This is a genomic window from uncultured Arenimonas sp. (genome assembly GCF_963976025.1).
Lineage (GTDB): Bacteria > Pseudomonadota > Gammaproteobacteria > Xanthomonadales > Xanthomonadaceae > Arenimonas.
Genome location: NZ_CAXBJS010000017.1, coordinates 1 through 25595, shown reverse-complemented (window position 1 = coordinate 25595; position 25595 = coordinate 1). Strand labels below are relative to the sequence as shown.

Genomic DNA, 25595 nt, shown 5'->3' with positions numbered 1-25595 from the left:
GCGGATGTGGCAGTGAATGCGCAAGGCGCCATCGCCATCGACAAAGGGATGCGCACCAGCACAAAGCATATCTACGCCGCCGGCGACTGCACCGACCAACCGCAGTTTGTGTATGTCGCGGCGGCGGCCGGCACCCGCGCCGCCATCAACATGACCGGCGGCGATGCGACGCTGGACTTGACGGCTATGCCGGCGGTGGTGTTTACCGATCCGCAGGTCGCCACTGTGGGCTACAGCGAAGCGGAGGCGCACCACGTCGGCATCGAGACCCATAGCCGCACGCTGACGCTCGACAACGTGCCACGGGCGCTGGCCAACTTCGACACGCGCGGATTCATCAAGCTGGTCACCGAAGCTGGCTCCGGCCGACTGATCGGCGTACAGGCCGTAGCCCCGGAGGCGGGCGAGCTGATTCAAACAGCTGCGATCGCCATTCGCGCACGAATGACGGTGCACGAGTTGGCCGACCAGTTGTTCCCTTACCTCACCATGGTCGAGGGGCTGAAGCTCGCGGCACAGACCTTCACTAAGGATGTAGCGCAACTGTCTTGCTGCGCGGGGTAGGGACTTGCTGAGCGTTCAAGGCCAATCCTTCGGCTTGATCGACTGGGGCATACGCCCAAGTAAAATCGACTGATTGATCACGGCTATCGAATGCTTCAGCGTTGTGAAGCCCGGAAACCCGGACCAGATTCCGTCGCCGTTTTCCGAGTTGCCCTCGGGGTAGATGCCCGGCCACTCACGGGGCATCCGCGCACGGCCTTCAGCCCCTTCCCATCCCGTCCTCTGGTGTCTCCGACCAGCAAGCGCAGGGCGGCAACTGCTCAGGCTCGTGTACCTGCAGCAAGAACGACGGCGGCAATTCGCGGTCCGGAACCAGGGCCGCGCGATCGGCCTAGATGAGGTAGGGGACCAGGGGAGCGCGCCGCGTCAACGCCAACCCCACCGTACCTTCGAAGTACTCCAGGCGAATCATCTGGCTTTGCGCGGCCGTGAGCGCCTGGTGCGGCCGCAGGCGCAGCGTCGCCGAGGTGTTTCACTCCCAATCATCAAGGTCGGCCGCAACCCAGGCGCCGTCCATGTAGGCTTCGCCAAATCCGAGCGAACCTTGGGCCAACACGCGCGTGAACATCGCCGGATCGCGCACCTGCAGATCCTAGGGCCGAGGGCCATCGATCTGCACGTCCGCCAAAGCCAACAATCGGGCGACCGTCGCCTCGCCAGGACGGGAGAAAGCCATTGTCATCTCGTTGCTCACGCGTCCTCCAGGGCCAAGACGGCCTGCAACAGTTCGTACTCCTCATCGACCTGGATGACCCATGCGCTGATCGTCGCGGCATCGGCATGCACCGCCGGGCCGCCGTGAAGGTTTGCGTCGGAGTCGAGCCGTAGGCCCATCCAGCCCAGTTGCGCAGCGATCCGGGCACGCACGCTTGCCGCGCCCGCCCCAACGCCCCCCGAGAACACGACCCCGTCCAGTCCGCCCAAGCTGGTGGCCATTGCGGCGATCCCCTGGGCGACCCGCATCGCGTAGTGCTCTCGGGCCAGGGCTGCGGGCTCGCTCGCGTCGGCCAACAGCTCACGCATGTCGCCACTCCCGCCAGAGAGGCCGCGCAAGCCGGCGTCACGCCACAGCAGGTGCTCGATCTCGGGCAGCGGCATGGCCAGGGTCTGGGCCAGATACAGCACCACGCCTGGATCGAGCGTGCCCGACCGCGTGGCCATCGGGACCCCATCGAGCGGCGTCAGGCCCATGGTGGTGTCGACGCTGCGACCGTCGGCCACCGCGCACAGGCTCGAGCCGCCGCCCAGGTGCACCAGCACCAGCCGGGCCGTCGCCAGCGCGGAGTCGAGGGCGATGAGTTGACGCATCACCGACGCAAACGCCAGCCCGTGGAAGCCGTAGCGTTGGACGCCGGCGGCATGCAGGGACGCCGGCAGCGGCAGGCGCCGGGCCCACGGGGCCAAGTTCGCATGCCAGCTGGTGTCGAAGGCAGCCACCTGCGGTACCCCTGGCCAGCGATGCCCGGCAGCCTCGATCAAGCGCAGGGCCGGAGCTTGATGCAGGGGCGCCAACGGTGTCAGCGCCGTCAGCTCGGTCATCAGTGCCTCGGTGACGAGGGCTGGACCCGGCCGGGTCGCCCCGTGCACGACCCGGTGCGCCACCCGCGTGGGCTGCCCGGCCCCGGCCGGCAACTGCACCAGCAACTGCGACAACCAGCGGTCTGCGCTGCGGGCAGCGTGGGCATCCTCGGGCAGGACGGCGATTTTGGCGCGGGCCGCGGGCCTGATCAGGAAGCCCTGCGCGTCTATGGCGTAGTACGCCGCCTTGACGGTCGCGGAACCGACATTTAGCGTCAGGACGTCGCGCGGCGCGCTCATAGGTGCCCCGAGCGCGAGATGGCGCGCACCAGGCGCCACGACAGCACCAGCGCGCCGGCGAACGCCAACGCCGAGAGGACCGGCAGATGGCCCCACAGGCGCGGCCCGGCACCGTGCAGCATCATCACTGACCCCGCCAGATACAGTCCCAACGTCACTAAGGCAAGGGCCAGGCGATTGCCGGTGCGCGCCAGCGTCAATTCCAGCGGTTCCAGGCCCCGATGGTGCAGCGACAGCGCAGGCCGTCCTTCGTCAAGTTGCAGCTGCCGCAAGATCTGCATCGCCACGACCGGCAGCTGCTCGGCGCCCTTGAGCAGCTGCTCGTGCATCGGCCGGCCCCCCGCCTGTTGGCGCAGGGTCTGGACCATCTGTTGGGCGCGGGCGCCCAGGGCTTGCATCAGGTCCAGGTCCGGGTCCAGGGCCCGCAGCGTGTTCTCGGCCAGGAACAAGGTGCGCATCAGGACCAACAGGTGGCGCGGCAGGCGGAAGTTCTTGCCCGCGCCGATCCGCGCCACCCGCCAGATCGCATCGGCCATCGACCATTCGTTCAGCGGCAGCGTGGCCAGGCCGCTGAGGATTTCGCTGATGGCGCGCACGTAGGCCCGCCGGTCAATCGGGCCGGTGACGAAGCCCATCGCCACCACGGCATCGAGCACGGCCGCGGGGTCATCCACCACCAGCCCTTCGATCAGTTGCGCAAAAGCCTTTCGCGATGCCGGGTCCAGGAAGCCGATGGAGCCAAAGTCGTGGAAGCACAAGCGACCGTCGGGCAGTTCGAACAGGTTGCCCGGATGGGGATCGGCGTGGAAGACCCCGGCGCCCATGAGCTGGTGCACGTAGGCATCGAGCAGCAGGCCGGCCAGTTCGCGTCCACGCGGCGTGCGATTACGGGTCGCGAGCGCGGCGCCGTGACTGAACTCCTGCACGATCACGGCCGGCGCGACCCAAGGCTCCACCACATGGGGCAGGGTCACGTAGGGCAGGGGATCGAAGGTGCTGGCCAGCCGCCGCATGTTGCGTGCCTCCTGGACCATGTCGACCTCCTGATGCAGGAACTGACCCAGCTCGTCGATCAGATCCAGCGGCTGGTAGCGACGCAGGCCCGGCACCAGCCACTGGCTGACACGCACGCAGCGCCGAATCAATCGAAGATCGGCATGCACCTGGGCCACGATGCCGGGCCGACGCACCTTGACCGCGACCGTGCGCCCATCGGGCAGTTGCGCCCGGTGCACCTGGGCTACCGACGCAGCCGCGAACGGCACCGGCTCGAACTCCGCGAACAGCGCGTCTACCGGCTGGCCAAACGCGGATTCGATCGCCGCCACCGCCAGTGCCGACTCGAACGGCGGCACATGGGCGTGCAGCGCCTCCAGCTCGGCCAGATACGGAGCGGGCAGGAGGTCCCGGCGCAGGCTCAGGCCCTGGCCGAGCTTGACGAAGGTCGTGCCCAGACCTTCCAGGGTCTCGCGCAGACGGGCCGGCAGGGTGTCGGGAGCACGGCGATGCCGCCGCCACCAAACCCAGCCGAAGCTAGCCAGGGCGAAAGCGATCTGCAGGCTGCGGGGCAGGCGCGAGGCGGGCAGGGGTCGGGGTGCGCTCATGCGGGGCGGGTGATCAAAGTCGGATCGCCGTGGCCGGCCAGCGCCGCCCGCTCGTCAGCGCGCAAGGCATCGTCGAGCGGCCGATCCAGGACTGCCAGCGCCGCCGCCACCGTGTGTGCCCACGTGCAGCCGTTCGCGAACAGAAGTCCGGGGACATCCAAGGTGCCGCCCTGGTTGACGAAACCCAGCGCCCGCGTCGTGGCGGGCCCGGTGTCGATCCGGCGCAACGCGCCCAGGTAAGGCTCAGGCCGGGTGTGGGTGACGAATACGCGCGGGGTGCCCACCGGAAAGTGACGCAGCACGACGGCATCAGCCAGCACGTAGGCGGCTTCCCGGGCATCGCGTCCCGCCCGCAACCTTCCCGGCTCGCCGATGTAGATGACAGCCGCGGCAATTCCCGAGGCGCGAAGACGCTGATGGGCCCGCAACACCTCGCCCAGCTGGTAGCTGCCGGTGGCAGCCAACATCACCGCCGCGGCGTCGGGATCGCCATGCAGCAACAGCAGCCCCTCGTCGGCCAACAGGTGCGCCTGCGCCGGCGTCAGCCGGTTGGGCACCTCGCGCTTGGGCACCACCAGCGCCGTGATGGTGCCCGTGGCCCGAAGGCTGTGCGTCAGGGCCACCATGGCGCTGTTGCCGTCCGGCGGGAAACACACGCGGGCGCCGTCCGCCATTTCGCCGAGCAGGGCTTCAGCCAGGGTTGGGTCTTGGTGGGACTGCTCGTTCTTGGCGTTTTCCCAGGTGTGCGAGGTCAGCACCACCGGCACGCCCAGCCAGCCCGGTGGGCGTCCGGCCTCGCGCAGATGCCTGGAAAAAATCAGTTCCTGGCGCAAGGCACCGAGCATCTTCGGGGCGAAGGCTTCGTAGGTCACGACCAGATTGAGACCGCCCTTGTTCGCCAAGGCGGCGCAGACCACCGCCTCCTCGTTGAGCGCGGTGATCACGGCACCGGTGCGGGATTCCGCGACACCGGCCTCCGGCACCTGCACCCGATGCTTGAGCAGGTCGAGGGTCGCGTCGAGCTTGTTGCTGCGCAACTCATCGGGATTGCCCACCCGCGGGCGCAACTGCGGGTTGGCCTGCACCAGACGCACGAACTGGGCGTCGAGCGCCGACATCGGCGAGCCGAGGGTGCCGGGCTCGGCCCACGCCGGCTCGGGCACCGTCGGCAACGTCACCTGCCGGGTTGCGAGCGCATGGTCACGCTCGCGCGGCCGCCCTTGGGCGCCGTGGGTGTTGAGGGCCACGATCGCCTCCTGCAGGTCGGCGGGCGGCACATACAGTGGCGCGCAGCCCGCGTTGAACTGTTCGCGGGCGGCGGCATCCCGGTGGGGATTGCCCGACAGCGGCAGGTTGTGGGCGGCGTTGGTGCCAGCGCCCGGAAAGCCAAAGCCCTTGGGCGCTTCGGCAACGCCGTAGCGCAGCGGGATCCGGAAATCACCCTCGGGATGCAGCGCGGCCGCCTCGGTGCAGGCCTGCAGCCGCGACTCGATGACGTGGATGCCCCAGGCGATGCTGGCTGGATCGCGACCGTCCAAACCGATGGGCTCAAAGCCATTGAGCCGCAGGTGTCGGTACAGCCAATCTTCGCCGCCCTGCTGCTCGATCTGGCTGCGCTGCTCGATGCGCCGGCCGTTGAGGATCATGATCGGCGCGACCAGGCCCGAGTCGTCCGGCCGCCACCAGCGCGGTGCCCAGTCGCCACCGCGCTGCTCCTCGAAGGCGCCATCGCTGAGGAACGCCACCAGCCGCTCGCCCGGTAGCGGGGCGTGCACGTAGTGCAGCTCCGCAAAGCCCAAGTAACCACCCTCCTGAAGGCCGCCGGCGGTGTGGGCGTTGACGTGCGAGCCCAGTGGCGAGGCCGGGCGGCCTTCGGGCGTGAGCGCGTAGGAGTAGAAGTCGCCGACAAACTGCGCCAACCGCGGCTCGTCCAGGCCGTAGCGGGCCGCATGCGCCGGGCTCATGTTGTCCACGATCACGTTGAGCGCATCGATTGCCGCCACGCAGTGACCCTGGCCCATCATCCAGGCGCGGGTGCGACCATCGAGTGCATTCATGGCCAAGTAACCGGTGTAGGCCGGCACCATGTTCAAGGCGCCGCCGGTGTGGCCTTCGGGCTGCGGTTTGAAGTCCTCGGCGTCCAGTGGTGAACCGTCCAGGCGAACCCTGCGGGCATAGGTCATATGCGCCACCAGCCACATGCCCGCGCTGGCGATCCGATCGGCCGCGCTCAGGCGGCGGTAACCGGTCTGCGCGTCCGCAAGCGCGCCGGTCGCGACCAACTCTTCGAGCATGGCGCGCACGCGCAGCTGGGTGAGCGGCGTATGCTCGATGACGCCATAGCCGGCGGCCCACGCGGCGAAGGCCGGCTCGGCCTGGGCGTAGCGCCGGGCCAATTGCTCAATGCGGTGCTGGTCGATGGCACTGATGGCGCTGGCGGGACAGGTCAGGTCGTTCATCGAATCTCCTAGTCAACAGGCGGGGCGGTGGACGGCACGACTCAAGGACCGGCCAGGGACGGGGTGCGCTCGGCGAGCAGCGCCTCGCAGGCCACGGCCAGGGCCGGTGCCATCGCGATGGCATTGCAGGCCGGGTGGGGAATGGTGTCGGTGCTGACGACGCGCTGGGCGCCGGCTGCAAGCAGGCGCTCGTAGGCATCCTCGGAGAACACCGCGTGGGTGACCAGGCAGGTCGCCGGTGGTAGGTCCAAGGCGGCCAGGTGTTTGAGGGTTTCGATCATCGTGTGGCCCGACGAGACGATGTCATCGACCACCACCGGCGTGCGGCCGCGGGCAGCGACCGGATCGGGCAGACTTACCCGCACGGCGCGATCGCCCTCCCGGACCTTGGCCAGCACCTGGAAAGGCACCTGCGCACGGGCGGCGATGTCGCCGACCCATTGCGCGGATTCGCTGTCGGGGCCAATCAGGATCGCGTCGGGCACGTTGGCCTGCACCCACACCGCCATCGCCGCCGCCGCCGCGACATGGCGCGTGGGGATCGAGAACAACCCGTCCAGGCGCGGATTGCGGTGCAAGTGGGGATCCACCGTCACCAGCCAGTCGACGCTTTGCTCCAGGAACCGAGCGAAAATCGGCGCGCTGATTGCTTCGCCGGCATGAAAGCGCGTGTCTTGGCGCATGTAGGGCAGGTACGGGGCGACCAGGCCGACTGAGCGGGCACCCAGTTCGCGGGCGGTCTCGGCGACAAGACGCAGCGCCAGCGCGACCGAGTCCACGTTTCTCAGCCCGGCCACCACCACCACGTCGCTTCCGCCGAGTTGGGGGTCGAGCGTCACCAGCGATTCCCCGTCGGGAAACCGGCGCCAGCCCACGGGGGCTACCCGAGCCTGCAGGCGTGACCCGAGCTCCAGTGCCAGGGGCTGCAAGTCGGGGAAGGGGATCAGGACGCGGCTCATGACGAGCGCCCCAGCGCTGCGCGTCGCGACAGCAGGTTATGGACCCAGGCATATCCGCCACCCAGGTAAAGACCCCATAGCAGGCTCTCGACAAATCCAAGCGCAAACGCGCCCGGGCTCAGCCACTGGAACCCCGGAAGCACCGTCTCCAGCAGCGTCTTCATGTGGAAGTTACCTGGAGCCACGAGGCCGAACCCGACACACAGGACGAAGCTCAGCGCCAGGAAGACGGCGGCGGATGATGCGATCAACTTGGTATTCAACATGGTGATGTCCTCTTTTGAATGCCAGCAAGCGAGTTGGACCTGTGGAATGGGCACCCCCTGGCGAGTGGTTGAACCCGGCGAACTGCCCTACCGTGCCTCTGAAATGGTGACGATGTCCGGGTGCGCGGCGGCGTAGTCCAATGCGTACTTGAGTTCGCCGACGGATTGCGCATGCACTTGGAACAGCGGCGCGCCCGCAACGATCGGATCGCCGATCCGCCACCGAAATGTCACGCCGGCGTTGGCGCTTGTGGGGGCGCCGGCCAGTTTCGCCAGCTTGGCCAGACGCCGGTTGTCGATCGCTTGTACCCAGCCAGACTGAAGGGCAGGGACGTCGGCACGCTGTTCCGCTACACCGGGCTCAGTGAAACCGCCCTGCGCCTCACAGATGGCGTAGAACTTCGCCAGCGCCCGGCCGGACTCCAAGGTGTGGGTGGCCAGCGCGAGCCCCTGGCCCGGGGGCGTGCCGGGGGCCCGCTCCAGCAGTGCGGCGGCCACCGCCAGGGCTCGTTCACGCAAGTCCAGTGGAGCCTCCGCCTCACCCCGCAGCACCGAGAGCACATCCCGGGCTTCCAGGGCCGGCCCGATGCCCACGCCCACCGGCTGAAGGCCGTCGGTCCGCAGCACGGACAACCGCAGACCCATCGCGGTGCCGGTCATCATCAAGCGATCCGACAGGGACTGCGCCGCAGCCTCCGAACGCACTTTCGCGGTCGGACCCACCGGCATGTCAATCAGCACGTGGCTCGATCCCGCGGCCACTTTCTTGGACAACACGCTGGCCACCAGTTGGCCGTCACTGTCGAAGTCCAGCGGACGCTCGACGCGAATCAGCACGTCGTCGGCCGGGCTCAACCGGACCTTGCCGCCCCAGACCAAGCATCCCCCCTCGCGCTCCACCACGCGGCGCATGGCCGCCAGGTCCAGCGCCACCGGCGTCATCACTTCCATCGTGTCGGCGGTACCGGCCGGCGAGGTGATTGCGCGGGACGAAGTCTTCGGAATTCGGTGACCCAGAGCCGCCACGATGGCGACCACGATCGGGGTGGTGCGGTTTCCCGGAAGACCGCCGACGCAGTGTTTGTCCAGCACCGGGTCACCGCCCCAGTCCAGCGTCTGGCCGATGGCCACCATGGCCCGGGTCAGGGACAGGGTTTCGCCCGGGTCGAGGCGCTCGCCCGCGCAGGCGGTCACGAAGGCTGCCAACTCGATATCCGACAGTCGGTTCGCGGCCGTGTCGCGCATCAAGGCCAGGCAGTCCGCGTCGTCCAGCCGCGCCCCGAATACCTTGGCGCGCAGCGCGCCGGCCGAAGCCGCCGGTTCGGGATGCTGGAAGGTGGCAAAGGCGCCGTCGTCGGGCGTCACGGCCAGCCAGGCCGCCTCCGAGAGCGCGACCTCATCGAGCGCCAAATGATCCCCGGTTACCACGTTGAGTGTCGCAATCACCTGCCTCGAGCCCACGTGCATCTGTACGCGCGTCAGCGCAGCAAAGCCTTCCGATCGGCAGACGGCGCAGTCGCGGTGCATGTACACAACGGGCTGCTGGTAGGTATCGATCCCGGCGCGGATGACACGCAAGCGGGTATGGGAGTGGGCCTCGGTCATGCGCTGCCCTCCGAACCCAGCTCGACCCGATCGAGATGCTCGGGAACCCGGCAGCGCCAGCCCAGCTCGTGTTCGATACGGCCGCGCAAGGTGTCGGCCGCGTCGGGCTCACCGTGTGTGATGTAGGTCATTTTCGGCGGGTTCGCCGCCGGCCGCATCCACGCCAGCAACTCTTCGCTGTCGGCGTGGCCGGAGAAACTCTCCATGGCGATCACCTCGGCGTTGATCGGTATCTGCTGGCCGAAAATGCGCAGCGACTTCTCGCCGCGCACCAGCGCCGCGCCGCGAGTGCCCCCGGCTTGGTAGCCCGCCAACAAGATGGCATTGCGCGAGTCCTGACCAAAGGCGACCAGGTGATGCAAGACGCGGCCGCCGCTGAGCATGCCGCTGGCAGAGATGATGATCATCGGCCCGCGCTGCAGGTTCAGCGCTTTGGATTCCTCGACCGTGCGAACCATCGTGGCGAGCTCAAACATGTCCCGACATTCAGCATCCGTCACATGGTGCTCTTCATGATGGCGGTGGTAGAGATCGGTGGCGTTGATGGCCATGGGACTGTTGAGGTAGACCGGCACGCGCGGTATTTCGCCGCGCTGGCGCAGACGGGCGATGTGCAACATCAGTGCCTGCGCCCGGCCAACAGCAAACGCCGGAATCACGATCACACCGCCCCGGGCAGCCACGCGCTTGATCACCGGCACCAGCTCGGCCTCGGCGTCGGCGGTTGGATGCCGACGGTTGCCGTACGTCGATTCGCATACCAGCACGTCCGCACCCTCGAACGGCACCGGGGCCTTCATCAGGGCTTCGTTGGATCGGCCAAGATCGCCGGTGAAATGCAGTCGTTGCCCATCGATCGTCAACGCGATCTGGGCGGCACCCAGGATGTGGCCGGCCGGAATGAAGCGGGCGCTGACCCCGGGCGCCACAGTCTGCTCCTCCAGGAAGGGCCGACCCTCGAACTGTTTCAGGCAGGTCATCGCATCATCCTGCGTATACAAGGGCAGGGGGTTCTGATGCTTGGAGTAGCCTCGCTTTTTCGCGTAACGGGCTTCCTCTTCCTGCAGATGGCCGCTGTCGGGCAGCAGCAGTTGGCTCAGCTCGCGGGTGGCGTCAGTACAGAGAATCTTGCCGGTGAACCCTTGCTTGACCAAGGCGGGAAGGTAGCCCGAGTGATCCAGATGGGCATGGGTGAGCAGCACCGTGTCGATCGACGCCGCCGGCACGGGAAAGTCTGCCCAGTTGCGTTCGCGCAGCTGCTTGTAGCCCTGGAACAGACCGCAGTCCACGAGGATGCGTTGGCCGCTGGCCTGGATGAGGTAGCGCGAGCCGGTGACAGTGCCGGCGGCGCCAAGAAATTGCAGGGTACGGGGGGAGCTGCTGGTCATCGTCGAATTCCTAGAGAGGGTAAGGCGGGGGCGGGGACGCCGCGGCGGCGGGTCGACGTGCGCGGCGCCGGCCGGAGTCGCACCCGCACCGGGCCGCGCACGTCGATCGATCACGGCCGCACCAGCTCGACGGTGTCGTTCACCTTGGGTTTGCCGGTGATCACGGCCGCGTGGGCGTAATGGGTATCGAACAGCCCGGTAATACGCACCTGACCGACGGCCTCGCGGCGGTAACGCGGGCCAGCGGCCTTGTTGCTGCGCGTCAGGCGCTTGTGCCGGACGACCTCAAGGACCTGGCCGACCTGCGCGCCATCGGCTTCGCCGACACACACGACCAAACTGCCATTGTCCTGCTCCAGGACCTGACCGCGCATGAGCACCTCATGCCGGAAGTTGCCTTCGGCCGCGGATGCGGTGCCCGACAGGGCAAGCAGCACGATCAGGGGGGCGAGCCAGCGTCGCAGGCGAAGGCGCGGGGCGCCGGTAGAGGTAGCCAAAGCGTTCTGGGACTTCATGTGGGAGACTCCTCGGGATCTTCAGGGGATGGGCTGGCGGCATTTGCCAGGGGGAGGCGCTTTAGGAGCAGCGCATTGACCGCCACGATCACTGAGCTGCCGGACATCGACAGGGCGGCAATTTCGGGCGAAAGCACGAACGGGAAGAGCACGCCGGCGGCGAGCGGGAACGCCAGGACGTTGTAGCCAACGGCCCAAGCCAGGTTCTGGTGCATCTTTCGCAGCGTGCCGCGGGCGATGGTGATTGCGCGCACGACGTCATAAGGATCACTGCGCATGAGCACGATATCGGCGCTGTCGATCGCGACGTCCGTCCCGGCGCCGATCGCGAATCCGACCTCAGCTTGGGTCAGCGCGGGTGCGTCGTTGACGCCGTCGCCCACCATGCCGACCTTCAGGCCCTGGGCCTGAAGCTTTTTCACTTCCTCGGCCTTTTGGCCGGGCAGAACGTCGGCGAGCACGATGTCGATGCCCAGGTCCGCCGCCACGCGCTCGGCCGTGGGGCGGTTGTCGCCCGTGATCATGGCCACCCGCACCTTGCGGCGATGGAGTTCCTGGATCGTTGCGCGGGACGTGGGGCGGATGGCGTCGGCAATGGCGATCACGCCCGCCAACCGGCGATCCACCGCGACGTAGATCACGGTGCGACCGCCGCCCTTGAGCGCTTCGGCCTGGGCATCGAGCTCGCTCAGTGACACGCCTTGGTCCGTCATCAGCAGGCGGTTTCCCAGGTGCACCCAGCGCCCACTCACGCGGCCCATCGCCCCCTGCCCATCAATGTTGGTGTAGTCGGTGGCGCGCTCTTTGACCGGCCCCGCGTGCTTGAGGATGGCTTGGGCCAGGGGATGCTCGGAATGCGTTTCCACGGCGGCCGCGATTTCGATCAGGGACGTCTCGTCCCAATCGGGCGCCGAGACCACCTCCACGACATCCGGCTGACCCACGGTCAGGGTGCCAGTCTTGTCGAAGATCACGACGTCCAGGCGGGCGCATTGCTCAATTGCCTCGGCGTGCTTGAACAGGATGCCGTGGCGGGCGCCCATGCCGGTCCCGATCATGATGGCCATCGGTGTCGCCAACCCCAGCGCGTCGGGACAAGCAATCACGAACACGGCAATGGTCAGGGTGAGCGCAAACAGCAGCGTCTGACCGATCCACCAGAACCAGACGGCGAACGTCAGCAAACCGATCACGATCGCCGCGAGCACCAGCCACTGCGACGCCCGATCTGCCAGCAACTGGGCCGGCGCCTTGGAGTTTTGCGCCTCCTGCACCAGCTTGATGATCTGCGCGAGCGCGGTGTCCGCGCCGACCTTCGTGGCGCGGTAGGTAAAGGCACCACTGCGATTGATCGTGCCTCCGACCACGAGCGAACCAGGTGCCTTCTTCACCGGCATGGACTCGCCCGTGAGCATGGATTCGTCCACCTGGGACTGGCCCTCGAGCACCTCGCCATCAACAGGCACCTTGGCGCCCGGTCGCACCACAACGACATCGTCGGCCTTCACGTCATCGGTGGCGATCTCCACGTCCACGTTGTCCCGGCGCACGATGGCCCGCGGCGGGGCCAGTTTGAGCAGGGCTTTCATGGCATCCGAGGCGCCGGCGCGGGCCCGCATCTCCAACCAATGACCCAGCAGGATGAAGGTCAGCAAGACCGAGGAAGCCTCGTAGAAATTGGGCCCGTCGAACAGGAACGTCGCCCCGAGGCTGAAGCCATAGCCGGTGCCGACGCTGAGCAGCACCAGCACCGCCATGTCCAGCACACCGCGGCGCAGCGAGCGGATCGCCGCCGTGAAGAACGGCCAGCCCGGGTAGATCACCGCGCCGCTGGCCAACAGCCACAACCAGACGTTCTCGGTCAGGCCGAACGGCGTCGGGGGCGCGCTCATCAATCCCATCGGTGACCAGATGAACAGTGGGATCGAGAACACCAGGGCGATCACGAAACGCCGCCGCATGTCCGCCGCTGCTGCGTGCAGATCGCCTCCGTGGTGCATGCCCTCGTGCGGGTCTGAGCCGGTCTTGGCGGAGGCCTCTGGACCATGGCCCGCGTGATCGACCTTGGCCTGGGGCGCGGCGACCGCGGGCTTTGTGTGCCCGTGGCCGCTGCCGTGCCCGGCATGGTCGTCGGGCGCGGGACCGGCAGCGGGGGGAACTGCCGGTGCGCTGGCCTCGGCCAACGGGGCGCGACACGCGAAGCCACAGGCGCGTATGGCCGACGTGATGCGGGTGGGCTCAGTCGCGCTGCGCATGTAGCGCACCTGCAGCATGCCCGTCGCGAAGTTGGCGTCCGCGGCCTCAACGCCCGGCAGATCGCGGATCGTGGCGGCCAGGGTCCGGGCACAGCCTTCGGTCAGCATGTCGCCGATCGGCCAGGTTCTCACTGCCGTCGCGTTCGGATCGGCCTTCATGAGGCCACCGCCTGCGTCCGGCGACGGCGCGGAAGGAACCTCGGCACCGCCTCCATGTAGCGCTCGTAGACGGCACCAAAACGTGCCCGCGTCTCACGCTCCTCATTGATCGCCAATCGCACATAGCTGACGAGCATCACCGGGTACAGCACCAGGGTAATTAGTGTCGGCCACTGGACCAGGAAGCCGGTCATGATTAGCGCAAACCCGGCGTACTGCGGATGCCGGAGGCGGGCGTAGGGACCGGTCTGCGCCAGCTCACCGCGACGCTGCGCGTTGTAGAGCACCGGCCAGGCGCGGGCGAGCAACCAGAAGCCGCCGCCGATCAGAGCGAAGCTCAGGATGTGGAAGGGACCGAAGTGCGGATTGCTCCGCCAACCGAACATCATCTCAAACACGTGACCGGCGTCGTGGCTGAGCCAGTTGACCTCCGGAAAGCGCGACGAGAGCCAGCCCGACAGCAGAAACAGGCTCAGCGGGAAGCCGTACATCTCCGCGAACAGCGCGACAACGAACGCGGAATACAGGCCGAAGCTGCGCCAGTCCCGGGTCGTGAGCGGGGTGTAGAAGCTCCAGGCGAAGAAGATGAAAAACGCAGCGTTGAGCACGGCCAGCGCCCACAGCCCGTAGCCGGAATCAATGGGGTTCATGGCAGGTCTCCGCGATTCGTGTGCGGGCGCGGCGTCCGCGGGCTCGAGTCCGGCGGGGTGGACCCATTGGGCGGCGGCGCGCCCTTGGTGGCCACGCCGTCTGCGTCAGGATCGCCTTGCCCGCCGTGTCCTCCATGACCACTATGACCGCCATGGCTCCCGTGGCCAAAGACGTGGAGCAACGGGCAGGCCAGCAGGATCAGGATCGGCAGCCACCGCCAGAGTCCGGACAAGTGCAGGCGGTGCTCCGCGAGCAGGTAAATAGCCGCGAATCCCATCAAGATCCAGAAAATCATTCGAGCCCGTCGCGGGGCAGGCGCGTGGGGATGAGTTGTAGGCGTCGTCATGGAAAGGACTCCTGGCGGGTAGGGGCGGGATCAGGACTTGTCGAGGGTGCGCAGGTAAGTGACCAGCGCCGCCGCGTCCGCGGCCGTCAGGGCGGCGTTGCCGCCCTTGGCCGGCATCGCCATGGGCGATGCCGACGCGGGGAAGTGGAAGACGACGGGCGTGTCGTCGGTCGGGCCGTCGGCTTCCGGCGGTGCGGCGACGGCCAGCGGAGCCGCGAATAGGCTGGCGAGCAGCAGGGATACGTGAGTGCGTTTCATCGGTGACCTCCAATCAAGCGATTGACTGTGGCGAAGAGGGCGGCGGCCACAAAGGCGTAGCCGGCGATGGCGAGGGAACCGATCAGCACGGCGCTCCAGCGCAGTTCGCCGACCGCCGGTGAGAGACTCGACAGGCTCAGGCCGTGCACGATCAGGCCCAGGCCGGCGGCCAGGGCGCCGGGGGACCACGTCACGACCAGCGCGCATGCCAGGTAAATCGCGACCGCCGTTACAGCCAGAGACAGGCCGCAAAACAATGGCGATGGACGAGGGCGGCTCATGAGGCCGTCTCCTCTGAAGCGTTGCGACCCCCCAGAAGGCGCCGCGGGGTGGATTTGGGGGCGACCGCGGCCTCGCTGGCCGCGACGGCTTCGATCAGTGCGCAGACGTCATTACCCGTCGGCACGGCGTCGGGCAGGCGGGACCACTGGGCCACGGCCTGCGCCATTCGCGTTTGCAGCGCCAGCAGCTGCTCGAGCTGGTCGCGGGTTTCCGTCAGCCGACGGCTGATGATGTCGCGTACCAGCGGACATGGGCTCTTGCGCTGGCGGCTGCGCCGTAGGATTTCCTCGATCTCGGCGAGGGTGAAGCCGAGACGCTGCGCCGTGCGGATGAAATGCAGGCGATGCAGTTCCGCGGTCGAGAACAACTGGTAGCCGGCCTCGGTGTGGCTGGCGGCGCGAAGCAGGCCGCGGCGCAGGTAGTTGCGCACCACGTGCACGGTCACGCCTCCCAAGTGCGCCAGACGGCGCACCGTCATCGGCGGATCGGATTTGCGAAGGTTGGCCGTCATTGCATGCTCCCGCAGAACCTGCCGGGGACCGTAAACCTGGGTGTCGGACACAGGTCAAGGCACGCCGGCGCGCAAACGCCGATAGCGAGAGCTCGTCGTGGAAGGGGGAATCCCATGGTCTTGGCCTCGCGCGAACCGCTGCCCAAAGGCACTGCGGTAGGAGTCGGCGGGGCAGGCCGCGCACACGGCGGCTGCACCGAGGCGACCGGCGCCCATACGGGCGCCGGTCGAGCATCGGCGCGGGATCAGATCAGCAGGAGGCTGGCCGGGTGGGGCGTAGGTCGATGCCAGGCGACACGAGGACGAGCGGCCACCGCGTGGCCCGCCGCGTCAGGCAATCGCTGCACTGTCACGACCGACATGATCGACACCGGACCCAAGGTCGGCACTGACACCAGTCGCGGTGCCTCCTTGCTCAGGTCGCCTTGGCTGCAGTGGGAAGCGCACAGTGGCACGTCCTCACTCAGCGAGGCCCCATGGCACGGCGGGGGCGGGTCGGCTGCCGCGGGCTGGGCATGATCGGCATGTTCGGCGTGGGCGGGCATCGATGCCATCGCCGAAACTGCGCACGCCGGATGACTCGCCAGAACCAGTTGTGCCCAAACCAGCGCCAGCATCGCCAGCAGCGAGATTGGGGTGCGCCAGCGGTGGCGGCGGAAGCGGTTCATCCTACTCAGCACGTTACACCTCTCCTAGGGACCGGCTTTGACCTACGTCAATTGACGAGCCCGCAAGGTCCGCGCATGCCTTGGCTCGAGTGTCCGCGACGGCGGAAGTGGATGTGAGTCGTGATGGGTCAAGGCGAACTCCTGAGGTAGGACCGGGAGGCAAGCGGACCGCAGACTCCGGGAGCGGCGCGTCGGCCCGGGCGACAGGCCCGGGCCGTACGGCCGCCCCCTAGCCTCGGCGCGGACTCGGCGTCGGTTCACCGCGCGGCACGAGCGCGGTCTGTCGACCCTAAAGCGGGGTGCCGCACGCAGGTCAATGGACGGGAGGGGGCCGATCATCGCGCCGCCTCCGACAATCCGGCGACCGGGACGGCCTGCGCCCGGGGGCCCAGCAGCTCCCGGCGCTTGACCAGCGCGTAGATCACCGGGATCACGACCAGCGTCAGGATCGTGGACGACACCATCCCGCCGACCATCGGCGCGGCAATGCGCCGCATGACCTCCGAGCCGGTGCCCGTGCTCCACATGATCGGCAGCAGGCCGGCCATGATCGCGACCACGGTCATCATTTTGGGTCGGACGCGTTCGACCGCGCCCTCGACGATGGCGTCGGTGATGTCCGCCAACGTCAGCGCCTCGCCCTTTGCTCGGCGAGCCTGGGCGCGAGCGTCCAGGGCGTGGTCAAGGTAGATCAGCATCACCACGCCGGTTTCGGCAGCGACGCCGGCCAGCGCAATGAAGCCGACGGCGACCGCGACACTGAGGTTGTAGTCCAGCGCCCACATCAGCCACACGCCGCCGACCAAGGCAAAGGGCACGGACAGCATCACGATCAGTGACTCGGTGACCCGGCGGAAGTTCAGGTACAAGAGCAGGAAGATCAGCGACAGCGTCACCGGCACCACGATCTTCATCTTGGCGATCGCCCGTTGCATGTACTCGTACTGGCCGCTCCATGTGGCGTAGTAGCCCGGCGGGAAGGTAACCGACTGGGCTACGGCCTCCTGCGCGGAGCGAACATAGGCCCCCATGTCCGGATCGCGGGTGTCGACGTAAATGTAGGCCGAGAGCAGGGCATTTTCGGTGCGAATTGACGGTGCGCCCTTGCGAACCGTCACATGCGCCAACTCGCCCAATGGAATCTGGGCGCCATCCATGGTGGGCACCAACACTTGCTGCGCGATGGTTTCCGGACTGTCGCGCAGTTCACGGGGATAGCGCACGATCACACCAAATCGCTCTCGCCCTTCCACCGTTGTGGTGACCATCTCACCACCCAGCGCGGCGGCGATGACGTCCTGCAGCTCGCCGACCGGCAGGTTGTAGCGCGCCAGCTGGCGACGGTCGGGTTCGATGTCGAGGTAGAACCCGCCGGTGAGACGCTCGGCGTAGGCACTGGTGGTGCCCGGAACCGTGCGCACGGCAGCCTCGATTTCCTTGGCGAGTCGCTCCATCTCGCCCAGGTCCGTCCCGAACACCTTGATGCCAATCGGCGTGCGGATGCCGGTGGCCAGCATGTCGGTGCGAGCTTTGATCGGCATGGTCCAGGAGTTGGCCACGCCCGGGAACTGCAGCGCCGTATCCATCTCGGCGATAAGCTTGTCGATGGTCATGCCTTCCCGCCACTGCTCCTCGGGTTTGAGGTTAATGACCGTCTCGAACATCTCCAGCGGTGCCGGGTCCGTGGCGGTGAGGGCCCGGCCGGCCTTGCCGAACACGGACTCGACTTCCGGGAAGGTCTTGATGATCCGGTCCTGCTGTTGGAGCAGCTCCGCGGCCTTGGTGACCGACATGCCGGGCAGCGACGCAGGCATGTAGAGCAGGGTGCCCTCGTTTAGCGTGGGCATGAACTCACTGCCCAAGCGCGAGGCAGGCCAAGCCGTTCCGAGCAAGGCAACTAGCGCCAGCACCAAGGTGGCCGCCTTGTGCCGAAGCACAACGGCAATCACCGGCCGGTAGATCGCGATCAGGAACCGGTTCACCGGATTCTTCGCTTCCGGCAGGATCTTGCCGCGCACGAACAGCAGCATCAGGACCGGGACCAGGGTCACCGATAGCAACGCGCCGCCCGCCATGGCAAAGGTCTTGGTGAACGCCAGCGGATGGAACAGCCGGCCTTCCTGCGCTTCCAGCGCAAACACCGGCAGGAACGACACCGTGATGATCAGCAGGCTGAAGAACAGGGCGGGGCCGACCTCGCGGCAGGCATCGATGATCAGCTGGATACGCGGTTTGGTGCCATCGTCGCGCTCGATGTGCTTGTGCGCGTTTTCGATCATGACGATTGCGGCGTCCACCATCGCGCCTATGGCGATCGCAATGCCGCCCAGACTCATGATGTTCGAGTTCATGCCCAGCAGGCGCATCGCCAGGAAGGCGATCAGCACGCCGACCGGCAGCATGATGATGGCCACTAAGGCACTGCGGACATGGAACAGAAATACGATGCACACAAGCGCCACGATCACGCTCTCTTCGAGCAGGGTCCAGCGCAGGGTCGCAATAGCCCGGTGAATCAGGTCGGAGCGATCGTAGACGGCGCGAATTGAGACACCTTCAGGCAGGCCAGGACCGATCTCCGCGATTTTCTGTTTGATCCCATCGATGACCGTCAGGGCGTTCTCGCCGTAGCGCGCCACCGCGATACCGCCGACCACCTCCCCCTCACCGTTGAGCTCGGTGACGCCACGGCGTTCATCGGGCACCAGCTCGACCCGGGCCAGGTCGCCCACGAGGACCGGGGTGCCGTCCTCGGCCTTGACGACCAGTTGCTCGATGTCTTCAATGCCGCGCAGGTAACCGCGGCCACGGATCATGTATTCCGTTTCCGCCATTTCAAGCACGCGCCCGCCGACGTCCCGATTGCTGCTGGCGATCACCTCCGAGATTCTCGAGAGCGGAATGCCGTACTGGCGCAACCGGCCGGGATCGACCGTGACGGAATACTGGCGAACAAAGCCGCCGACGCTGGCCACTTCGGCAACGCCCGGGGCCTTGGTCAGCTGGTAGCGAACATACCAGTCCTGGATGGCGCGTAGCTGGTCGAGTGACCATTGTTCGCCTTCGAGCACGTATTGGTAGACCCAGCCCACGCCCGTGGCGTCCGGGCCCAGCGTCGGGGTCACGCCTTCGGGCAGCTTCTTGGACGCAAAGTTCAGGTACTCCAGCACGCGTGAGCGTGCCCAGTAGATATCGGTGCCGTCTTCAAAAATCACGTAGACGAACGAGGCCCCGAAGAACGAGAAGCCGCGCACGACTTTGGACTTGGGCACCGCGAGCATGGCCGTGGTCAGCGGATAGGTGACCTGGTCCTCGACCACCTGCGGCGCCTGGCCGGGCACTTCAGTGAAGACGATCACCTGCACATCGGAGAGATCGGGCAGGGCATCGAGCGGGGTTCGGGCGACGGCATAAACGCCGGCCGCAGTGACGGCAATTGCCATCACCAGGACCAGGAAGACATTGCGGACCGACCATTCGATCAGGCGGGCGAGCATGTCACTGCCCTCCCGTGTGGGCGGCGTGCGGGTCTTCGGCCGGTGGTGCTGCCATCGCCTCATGGGCGCTGTGATCCTGGGCCGGGGGAGTCGATCCATGTTCCATGCCCTGCATGGCCGATCGCAGGTTGCTCTCCGCATCGATCAGGAAGTTCGCCGAGACCACGACCTTCTCCCCGGCCTCGACGCCCGACAGCACGGCGACACGATCACCGGCCCGAGCACCCAAGCGGACCTCGCGTGGCGCGAATCGGCCCGGGGCCGTCTCCACCAGGACCAATTGGCGCGTCCCGGAGTCGATGACGGACGATCGCGGCACTACGACGGTCGGGTCCCCGCTGCGGCCCTGCAGTTCCACATCACCGAAGAGCCCGGGGCGCAGGACCCCGTCGGGGTTAGGGAGTTCGATTCGCACACCGACCGTGCGGCTGGCCAGGTTGACGACCGGCTGCAGGAAGCTCACCTCACCTTCGAAACGCTGCCCGGGCAGACTGGGCGTCTCGAAGCTGGCCTGGCTGCCGATCGCCAGATCGGCCGACGCCGATGTCGGCACCTCGGCGATCACCCAGACCGTGGAGAGGTCGGCGAGCCGCAGGATGGTCTGGCCCGGGGTGAATCGGTCGCCCTGGACGACGGGCTTATCTACCACGACGGCATCGGCGGGTGCCGACAGCACCAGGCGGGCCTCTCGACCCTGGCGAGCGACCTGTGCCCCGGCCACCTCCCAGTTGCGTAGGCGCGTTTGCGCCGCGTCGCGCAACTGGCGCATGGTGGCCGCGCTGGCCGGATCGCTGTCGGCCAGACGCTTCGCCGCCGCATCGGCCACCGCGTACTCGCCTTGGGCCGCGATCAGCTCCGGGCTGTAGATCGCCATCAGCGGCTCGCCGCGCCGCACTGTCATGCCGGTCTGGTTCGCATGCAGGGTCTCTATCCAGCCCTCGAAACGCGGAGCGACCGCAAACTGCCGAGTCTCGTCCACCTGCACCGAGGCGCTCGCACGGACGTTGGCGACCAAGGCCTCTCGAACGGCCACCTCGGTGCGCACGCCCAATTTCTGGACCTTGTCGGGCGGCAACACGACCGTTCCCGGCTCCGCGGCCGGCTCTCCGCCCTCAAATACCGGGATGTAGTCCATGCCCATGGCGTCCTTCTTGGGCACGGGCGAAGTGTCGGGCAGACCCATGGGGTTGCGGTAGTACAAGATCTTGCGCTCGCCCGATTCGGCCGAGGTCTCCTGGACGTTCAGCGACCCGGCGTCCGGCGCCGAGGCACGTCCCGACCACCACCCCAGGGCCAACGCCGCTCCCACCGCGAGGGCCAGGACACTCCAGTTCATACGATTCATTCGACACTCCCAATCAGGGCGCGCACCGTAGCGGCGCCAACGAGTTCATTACGACGGACATCCACGCGCGACAGATCAGCGCCTTGCCAGGCCTCCAAGGCCTCCAACAAGGTGCCGAAGTCGACGTCGCCGACCCGGTAGCTGGCGAGGGCGGATTCGAAGTTGGCCTGCGCCTGCGGCAACAATGTCTGCTCGATCAGGCGGCGCTGCTCGCGTGCACTCCGGGTCTGGGCCCACGCCTGGCCCAGTTGGCCCTGCAGTTCGGTGCCGATCGCCTCGGCACGCGCCGTTGCGGCGTCCCTCATGAGCAGGGCCTCACGCTCTCGCTCACGCAGCGCACGCCGCTGTAGCGGGATCTCCACTTCGAGCATCACCTCGTAGGCGTCGACGCGATCATCGCGCTGCATGACGCCCACGCCGAGCGTGAGGTCAGGCAAACGGCGGCGGCGCTGGAGCTGCGCCGCCGTATCGGCCGCCCCAGCCAGTGCCGTACTGGCCCGCAAGGCAGGATGCCGGGCCTCCGCCAGCAGGCCGAGCGCTTCGCCGAGCGAAGCGGCCGGCACGGCCAGCACGGGCTCGCCGGTCGGCTCGGCCAAGGGGGCGTCGGCCGGCCGGCCGAGGGTGGCGTTCAACATGGCCACGGCCTCTTCACGGATAGCCAGGCGCTCGATACGTTCGCGCTGCATCGCGGTGCGGGCCACCTGCGCGCGGATGGAATCCTGCTGGGCCGCGACGCCCAAGGCGTACCGTACCCGGGCAACCTCTTCCATCTGCGCCAACAGTTCGATCAGCCGGTCAACCACGGCCACACCCTCGCGGGCATGCCAGTAGCGCACATAGGCCTGCTCCGCCTGCGCCAGCAACCTCAGCGCCGCGGCTTCCCGCTCCAGCTGGATGGCGTCAGCCTGCTGTCGCGCCACGTCGCGGGCCAACCCGCGCTTGCCCCATAGTGGGATAGGCTGTTTCACGCTGTAGGTCGCCGACCCGACGTTACCGGGCAGTAAGTTCGGGCGATCAGGGTTGATCCCCTGCAATGAGATGCCGACCATCGGGTCGGGCAGGGCGCCAGCTGGGTAAATGCGTGCCTGCGCTGCTTCTGCCTCGGCCTGCATCGCCTGCAGGTCCGGATTGTTGCCCAACAACCAGGTCCGCACGGACTCGACATCGGCTCCGGGTAGCGGCGTGTCAGCGAAGGACGCTGGCGCGAACGCGAGCAGTGTCGCCAAGGCCAAAGCGCGGAGCGCGCCACGGCGCGGGTGGTTAGGGCGGGGCCCCGGGGGGGTAAAGGTGAGCGTGGATCCCATGATGTTCGCCTTGCACGGCTGCTGGCCACGGGGGCCGCAGGGGTGGGTCGGACGGCACCGGCCGCAGGACGCGGCCGAACCGATGTCTCCGGCGACGGCGCACAGCGGCGCCGGCCGGTCATCGGTGCGGGATCAAATCAACAAGAGACTGGCGGGGTGGGCGGTCGGTCGATGCCAGGAGCGCAACGGCCCCGGAGCCTGGGCGGCATCGGGCTCATGAGGCAGTCGTTGCACGCTCACGACCGGAACGACAGACCAGGCGCCCAAGGCAGGAACGGCCAGCACGCGAGGCACGTCCGGGCTCAGGTCGCTTCGGCTGCAGTGGGTATCGCAAACGGGAGACGTCTCTGGGGACGGCGATGGATGGCAGGGGGCCGGCTCGGAATCGACGTGCGCGGTCGACACTACCTGGGCGCTGTCCATCGCCATACTCGCCAAGGTGCAGGCCGGGTGGGCGGCCAGGACCAATTGCGACCACAGCAGCGCCACCATCGCCAGAAGCGTGAGGCGGGTACGCAAGCGGTGGCGGCGGAACTTCTTCATCCTAGGCGGCACGGTACCTGTTCTGGTGTCTTGGCGGCTTGACCTGCGTCAACTCACCGGCTCCGGGCATCGGACAGGCTTCGGTCCGGAAAGTTCCGGCGCCGCAACCCCGTGACAAGCGTAGCATCGGATCCGTCCGCCGTCCGACAAGCACTCCCTGCTGATGAGGATCCAAGTCCCGTGACCGTTGTGACCCAGCCCGTCATTCGCCGCGTCCTGGAGGGGTGCGGTGCGCCCTGCGTGGAAACCGTGACCGCCGAGGCCCTGCATCGCGATTGTTTCTGCGTCGCCGTGGATCCGGATGCCGTGCGTGAGCAAGTCAACGGCCTGCTGGCGTCGGAGGGCGCACCCATGCGCTTAACGGACGCCCACGCGCACCTGTTCGCCGCTCTGCCGATCTTCGTGCCCGAGCACACCGTTCGACATATGGAAGCCGCCGTGCAGGCCTTGAGCGCGGCCGTCGCGACCCCTGCTTTCGTTGACGCCACGCTGGCCTGGGCGCCCCCTATCGCCCAGCACGATCCGGGCTCGCCCGGCGGACTGCTGGGCTTTGACTTTCATTTGGGGTCCGAAGGACCCCGGCTCATCGAGATCAACACCAATCCCGGTGGCCTGCTGCCGCTGAGCACGCCGGCCGCTTCCTGCGAGGCCGAGCAGGCCGCCATCGACGTCCTGCTCGATGAATGGCAGGCGCAGGGCGGACGCGCCGATGACTCGCTGGTGGCCATCCTGGATCACGCGCCAGAGCAGCAGTATCTGTATGCCGAGTTCCTGCTGTTCAAACGAGCGCTCGAAGCGCGGGGCTATAGGACGGCGATCTGCGACCCGGGCGACCTGCGGTTTGTCGACGGGGCGCTGCGGCTGGGCGAGGAGCGCATCGGCTGCGTGTACAACCGCCTCACTGACTTCGCGTTGACGGCTCCCACCTCGCAGGCCCTGCGCCTGGCGTATCTCGCGGGTGCGGTGGCGCTGAGTCCCCATCCGCGCGCCCACGCCCTGTGGGCCGACAAGCGCAACCTGACTTTGTTGGGAGACCGCTCATTCTTGGCCAAAGCAGGCCTGTCGCCGGATCGGCAGACCCTGCTCACCGAGATAGTCCCGCGAACGGTGCTGGTGAGCGCGGACAATCGCGAGCAGCTGTGGGCCACACGACGAGAATGGTTCTTCAAGCCGGCCGCGGGCTTCGGCAGCCGCGCCAGCTACCGGGGCGACAAGCTCACCCACAAGACTTGGGCGCAGATGGCCGATCAGGACTACGTGGCACAGGCCCTGATTCCACCCAGTGTGCGACACACAGGACCCGAATCAACCCCTTTGAAGGTCGATCTGCGCGGCTATGCCTATCAGGGGCAAGTGCTCTTCTTCGCGGCCCGCCTCTATCACGGGCAAACCACCAACTTCCGCACGCCCGGGGGCGGTTTCGCACCCGTTCTAACCCTTGCGCGCACCTGAGTGCACGAAGGGGGGGCAGCGCTCTGCATTCATTTCGTTGACATGTATTTCAAAGCTCCCGCGCCGACTGCCAAGAAAGTCAGTGTCTGCGTTGGGAGGACTCAGTCGGCATGACGGTGTCTAGGCTGGCCATCGGACGCTTGCCGCCTGAGAAAGTTGAACTCTGTGACCAGCATCGCCGTCATGATGACCAGAGTCACGATGAGGATCACAGGATCGGAGACTATTTTGACCTAGAGAAAGCTTACAAGGACGGTGAGATCAAGCCCAATGGCCAACGCTGGGACCACCGGATTGGCACCTAGTCCATGATCAAGTAAAAGGTAATGCCAAGCGCTGCTTGGCCAGACTGCACCTCCTAAGCCCCCCCTTTGGACGGCAGAGCGGGAGGAGGGAGAAGTACTGAACTGCGTGAGAGATGCCATTAGCCGGGAAGCGGAAAAATCCGCTTGATCCACTGCCTAGGCGCCTGAGGGAAACGTCGATGTCCATGCAGCGATTTGTTGGTCAAAGGCTGTATCACTTGGTGGGCGCGCGTCGGCCAGGCGCAGATCAGGAGAACTTCGAAACGTTGTGCGCGATCTTGCGTTCAATGGAGTTGAGGGCCTGCGAGGTCGCGGGCGAGCGCGGGGGGATGCGAACTGTCCGTGACCCGGCGCGCCCGGTGACCAATGGAGAACCGATCCAGCAATCCGTGGTCTGCTTGTGCGACATCCCGAGGGAAGACTTGCCATTCCACGCCCGGCGCTACGGCCGATTCGGAATCGGAATATGCCGGTCGGTGGTGGCCCAATGGGGCGGTCGGCCCGTCATCTATATTCCGTTCTCCAAGAGAGCGTACGGAAATTGGGGTGCGCGATTCCCAGGCGAGGTGAAGTCGGTGCTGGAGGGGCTAGACCGCTTCTTCCCCGATACGCCCGCCGTCAGGTCCAAAGCTGCCGGCGCTCCCGCCCAAGACGCACAGGAGGCCGTGGACGAGGCGAGGAGTCTAATCACCCGTGATCTCCAGGCCTTCCTCAAGTTCTGGGATGTCGATCTCCCGGAGGATCACCCCGAGAACTTCTATATGGAGCGGGAGTGGCGCAAGTTCGGAAACCTCGAGTTGGCCTCGTGCCTGCAGGAAGTCGTCGCGCCGCCGCGGTACCA

The 25595-nt window shown here is 67.1% G+C and carries 21 protein-coding genes; 3 read left to right on the top strand and 18 right to left on the bottom strand.

Features of this window, described 5'->3' with window-relative positions; all coding sequences use genetic code 11:
• Window positions 1-564, top strand: a 564-nt coding sequence (locus tag AACZ35_RS02470; protein WP_339825647.1) for an FAD-dependent oxidoreductase, incomplete at its 5' end; no start/stop codon positions are given.
• A 690-nt stretch (window positions 565-1254) separates the two neighbouring features.
• Here the strand turns inward: AACZ35_RS02470 and AACZ35_RS02465 are convergent.
• The 18 genes from AACZ35_RS02465 to AACZ35_RS02380 all read right to left on the bottom strand — a co-directional run bounded on the left by AACZ35_RS02465 (window position 1255) and on the right by AACZ35_RS02380 (window position 22376).
• The gene (locus AACZ35_RS02465; RefSeq protein ID WP_339825645.1) at window positions 1255-2382 is read right to left on the bottom strand and encodes an acetate kinase; all 1128 of its coding nucleotides are present in this window, start codon (window positions 2380-2382) and stop codon (window positions 1255-1257) included.
• Complete coding sequence (locus tag AACZ35_RS02460; RefSeq protein WP_339825643.1) at window positions 2379-3986, bottom strand: AarF/UbiB family protein; 1608 nt, start codon at window positions 3984-3986, stop codon at window positions 2379-2381. Before AACZ35_RS02460 ends, AACZ35_RS02465 begins: the two co-directional genes overlap by 4 nt.
• The gene (locus tag AACZ35_RS02455) at window positions 3983-6445 is read right to left on the bottom strand and encodes a xylulose 5-phosphate 3-epimerase (protein ID WP_339825641.1); all 2463 of its coding nucleotides are present in this window, start codon (window positions 6443-6445) and stop codon (window positions 3983-3985) included. The genes AACZ35_RS02460 and AACZ35_RS02455 overlap by 4 nt, the downstream gene beginning before the upstream one ends.
• A gap of 41 nt (window positions 6446-6486) precedes the next feature.
• A complete protein-coding gene (locus AACZ35_RS02450) occupies window positions 6487-7404 on the bottom strand; it encodes a ribose-phosphate diphosphokinase (RefSeq protein ID WP_339825639.1) in 918 nt (305 codons plus the stop codon).
• Complete coding sequence (locus AACZ35_RS02445; RefSeq protein ID WP_339825637.1) at window positions 7401-7670, bottom strand: DUF5676 family membrane protein; 270 nt, start codon at window positions 7668-7670, stop codon at window positions 7401-7403. The genes AACZ35_RS02450 and AACZ35_RS02445 overlap by 4 nt, the downstream gene beginning before the upstream one ends.
• 87 nt (window positions 7671-7757) lie before the next feature.
• A complete protein-coding gene (locus AACZ35_RS02440; RefSeq protein ID WP_339825634.1) occupies window positions 7758-9275 on the bottom strand; it encodes a thymidine phosphorylase family protein in 1518 nt (505 codons plus the stop codon).
• Window positions 9272-10663: an MBL fold metallo-hydrolase gene (locus AACZ35_RS02435; RefSeq protein ID WP_339825632.1), complete on the bottom strand. Its 1392-nt coding sequence runs from the start codon at window positions 10661-10663 to the stop codon at window positions 9272-9274. Before AACZ35_RS02435 ends, AACZ35_RS02440 begins: the two co-directional genes overlap by 4 nt.
• A 110-nt stretch (window positions 10664-10773) precedes the next feature.
• Window positions 10774-11178 carry a hypothetical protein gene (locus AACZ35_RS02430; protein WP_339825630.1) on the bottom strand — a complete coding sequence of 135 codons (405 nt, stop codon included), beginning with the start codon at window positions 11176-11178 and terminating at the stop codon, window positions 10774-10776.
• Entirely contained in the window at window positions 11175-13592 is a 2418-nt protein-coding gene (locus tag AACZ35_RS02425; RefSeq protein WP_339825628.1) for a heavy metal translocating P-type ATPase, read from the bottom strand. Before AACZ35_RS02425 ends, AACZ35_RS02430 begins: the two co-directional genes overlap by 4 nt.
• Window positions 13589-14242 carry an isoprenylcysteine carboxylmethyltransferase family protein gene (locus AACZ35_RS02420; RefSeq protein ID WP_339825626.1) on the bottom strand — a complete coding sequence of 218 codons (654 nt, stop codon included), beginning with the start codon at window positions 14240-14242 and terminating at the stop codon, window positions 13589-13591. Before AACZ35_RS02420 ends, AACZ35_RS02425 begins: the two co-directional genes overlap by 4 nt.
• Complete coding sequence (locus tag AACZ35_RS14170) at window positions 14239-14520, bottom strand: DUF2933 domain-containing protein (RefSeq protein ID WP_343230731.1); 282 nt, start codon at window positions 14518-14520, stop codon at window positions 14239-14241. Before AACZ35_RS14170 ends, AACZ35_RS02420 begins: the two co-directional genes overlap by 4 nt.
• 99 nt (window positions 14521-14619) lie before the next feature.
• Window positions 14620-14847, bottom strand: a complete 228-nt coding sequence (locus tag AACZ35_RS02410) for a hypothetical protein (protein WP_339825624.1) — start codon at window positions 14845-14847, stop codon at window positions 14620-14622.
• Complete coding sequence (locus AACZ35_RS02405; RefSeq protein WP_339825622.1) at window positions 14844-15128, bottom strand: DUF5676 family membrane protein; 285 nt, start codon at window positions 15126-15128, stop codon at window positions 14844-14846. The genes AACZ35_RS02410 and AACZ35_RS02405 overlap by 4 nt, the downstream gene beginning before the upstream one ends.
• On the bottom strand, window positions 15125-15640 hold the full coding sequence (locus tag AACZ35_RS02400) for a MerR family DNA-binding protein (protein ID WP_339825620.1): 516 nt from the start codon (window positions 15638-15640) through the stop codon (window positions 15125-15127). The genes AACZ35_RS02405 and AACZ35_RS02400 overlap by 4 nt, the downstream gene beginning before the upstream one ends.
• Before the next feature lie 245 nt (window positions 15641-15885).
• Window positions 15886-16308 (bottom strand): hypothetical protein, encoded by a 423-nt coding sequence (locus AACZ35_RS02395; protein WP_339825617.1) that lies wholly within the window; start codon window positions 16306-16308, stop codon window positions 15886-15888.
• A gap of 335 nt (window positions 16309-16643) precedes the next feature.
• Window positions 16644-19805 (bottom strand): CusA/CzcA family heavy metal efflux RND transporter, encoded by a 3162-nt coding sequence (locus tag AACZ35_RS02390; RefSeq protein WP_343230730.1) that lies wholly within the window; start codon window positions 19803-19805, stop codon window positions 16644-16646.
• A gap of 1 nt (window position 19806) precedes the next feature.
• Window positions 19807-21150: an efflux RND transporter periplasmic adaptor subunit gene (locus AACZ35_RS02385; protein WP_339825615.1), complete on the bottom strand. Its 1344-nt coding sequence runs from the start codon at window positions 21148-21150 to the stop codon at window positions 19807-19809.
• A complete protein-coding gene (locus tag AACZ35_RS02380) occupies window positions 21147-22376 on the bottom strand; it encodes a TolC family protein (protein ID WP_240183432.1) in 1230 nt (409 codons plus the stop codon). The genes AACZ35_RS02385 and AACZ35_RS02380 overlap by 4 nt, the downstream gene beginning before the upstream one ends.
• Window positions 22377-23177: 801 nt before the next feature.
• On the opposite strand from AACZ35_RS02380, the gene AACZ35_RS02375 reads away from it, so the two are divergent.
• Both AACZ35_RS02375 and AACZ35_RS02370 read left to right on the top strand, forming a co-directional pair.
• Window positions 23178-24449: a hypothetical protein gene (locus tag AACZ35_RS02375; protein ID WP_339825612.1), complete on the top strand. Its 1272-nt coding sequence runs from the start codon at window positions 23178-23180 to the stop codon at window positions 24447-24449.
• A gap of 484 nt (window positions 24450-24933) precedes the next feature.
• On the top strand, window positions 24934-25595 hold a 662-nt coding region (locus AACZ35_RS02370; protein ID WP_339825610.1), incomplete at its 3' end, for an abortive infection system antitoxin AbiGi family protein.

Bases quoted from the DNA above. Each gene is read 5' to 3' on its own strand.
- AACZ35_RS02465 (WP_339825645.1), bottom strand. From the start codon at position 2,382: ATGAGCGCGCCGCGCGACGTCCTGACGCTAAATGTCGGTTCCGCGACC.
- AACZ35_RS02460 (WP_339825643.1), bottom strand. From the start codon at position 3,986: ATGAGCGCACCCCGACCCCTGCCCGCCTCGCGCCTGCCCCGCAGCCTG.
- AACZ35_RS02455 (WP_339825641.1), bottom strand. From the start codon at position 6,445: ATGAACGACCTGACCTGTCCCGCCAGCGCCATCAGTGCCATCGACCAG.
- AACZ35_RS02450 (WP_339825639.1), bottom strand. From the start codon at position 7,404: ATGAGCCGCGTCCTGATCCCCTTCCCCGACTTGCAGCCCCTGGCACTG.
- AACZ35_RS02445 (WP_339825637.1), bottom strand. From the start codon at position 7,670: ATGTTGAATACCAAGTTGATCGCATCATCCGCCGCCGTCTTCCTGGCG.
- AACZ35_RS02440 (WP_339825634.1), bottom strand. From the start codon at position 9,275: ATGACCGAGGCCCACTCCCATACCCGCTTGCGTGTCATCCGCGCCGGG.
- AACZ35_RS02435 (WP_339825632.1), bottom strand. From the start codon at position 10,663: ATGACCAGCAGCTCCCCCCGTACCCTGCAATTTCTTGGCGCCGCCGGC.
- AACZ35_RS02430 (WP_339825630.1), bottom strand. From the start codon at position 11,178: ATGAAGTCCCAGAACGCTTTGGCTACCTCTACCGGCGCCCCGCGCCTT.
- AACZ35_RS02425 (WP_339825628.1), bottom strand. From the start codon at position 13,592: ATGAAGGCCGATCCGAACGCGACGGCAGTGAGAACCTGGCCGATCGGC.
- AACZ35_RS02420 (WP_339825626.1), bottom strand. From the start codon at position 14,242: ATGAACCCCATTGATTCCGGCTACGGGCTGTGGGCGCTGGCCGTGCTC.
- AACZ35_RS14170 (WP_343230731.1), bottom strand. From the start codon at position 14,520: ATGGGATTCGCGGCTATTTACCTGCTCGCGGAGCACCGCCTGCACTTG.
- AACZ35_RS02410 (WP_339825624.1), bottom strand. From the start codon at position 14,847: ATGAAACGCACTCACGTATCCCTGCTGCTCGCCAGCCTATTCGCGGCT.
- AACZ35_RS02405 (WP_339825622.1), bottom strand. From the start codon at position 15,128: ATGAGCCGCCCTCGTCCATCGCCATTGTTTTGCGGCCTGTCTCTGGCT.
- AACZ35_RS02400 (WP_339825620.1), bottom strand. From the start codon at position 15,640: ATGACGGCCAACCTTCGCAAATCCGATCCGCCGATGACGGTGCGCCGT.
- AACZ35_RS02395 (WP_339825617.1), bottom strand. From the start codon at position 16,308: ATGAACCGCTTCCGCCGCCACCGCTGGCGCACCCCAATCTCGCTGCTG.
- AACZ35_RS02390 (WP_343230730.1), bottom strand. From the start codon at position 19,805: ATGCTCGCCCGCCTGATCGAATGGTCGGTCCGCAATGTCTTCCTGGTC.
- AACZ35_RS02385 (WP_339825615.1), bottom strand. From the start codon at position 21,150: ATGAATCGTATGAACTGGAGTGTCCTGGCCCTCGCGGTGGGAGCGGCG.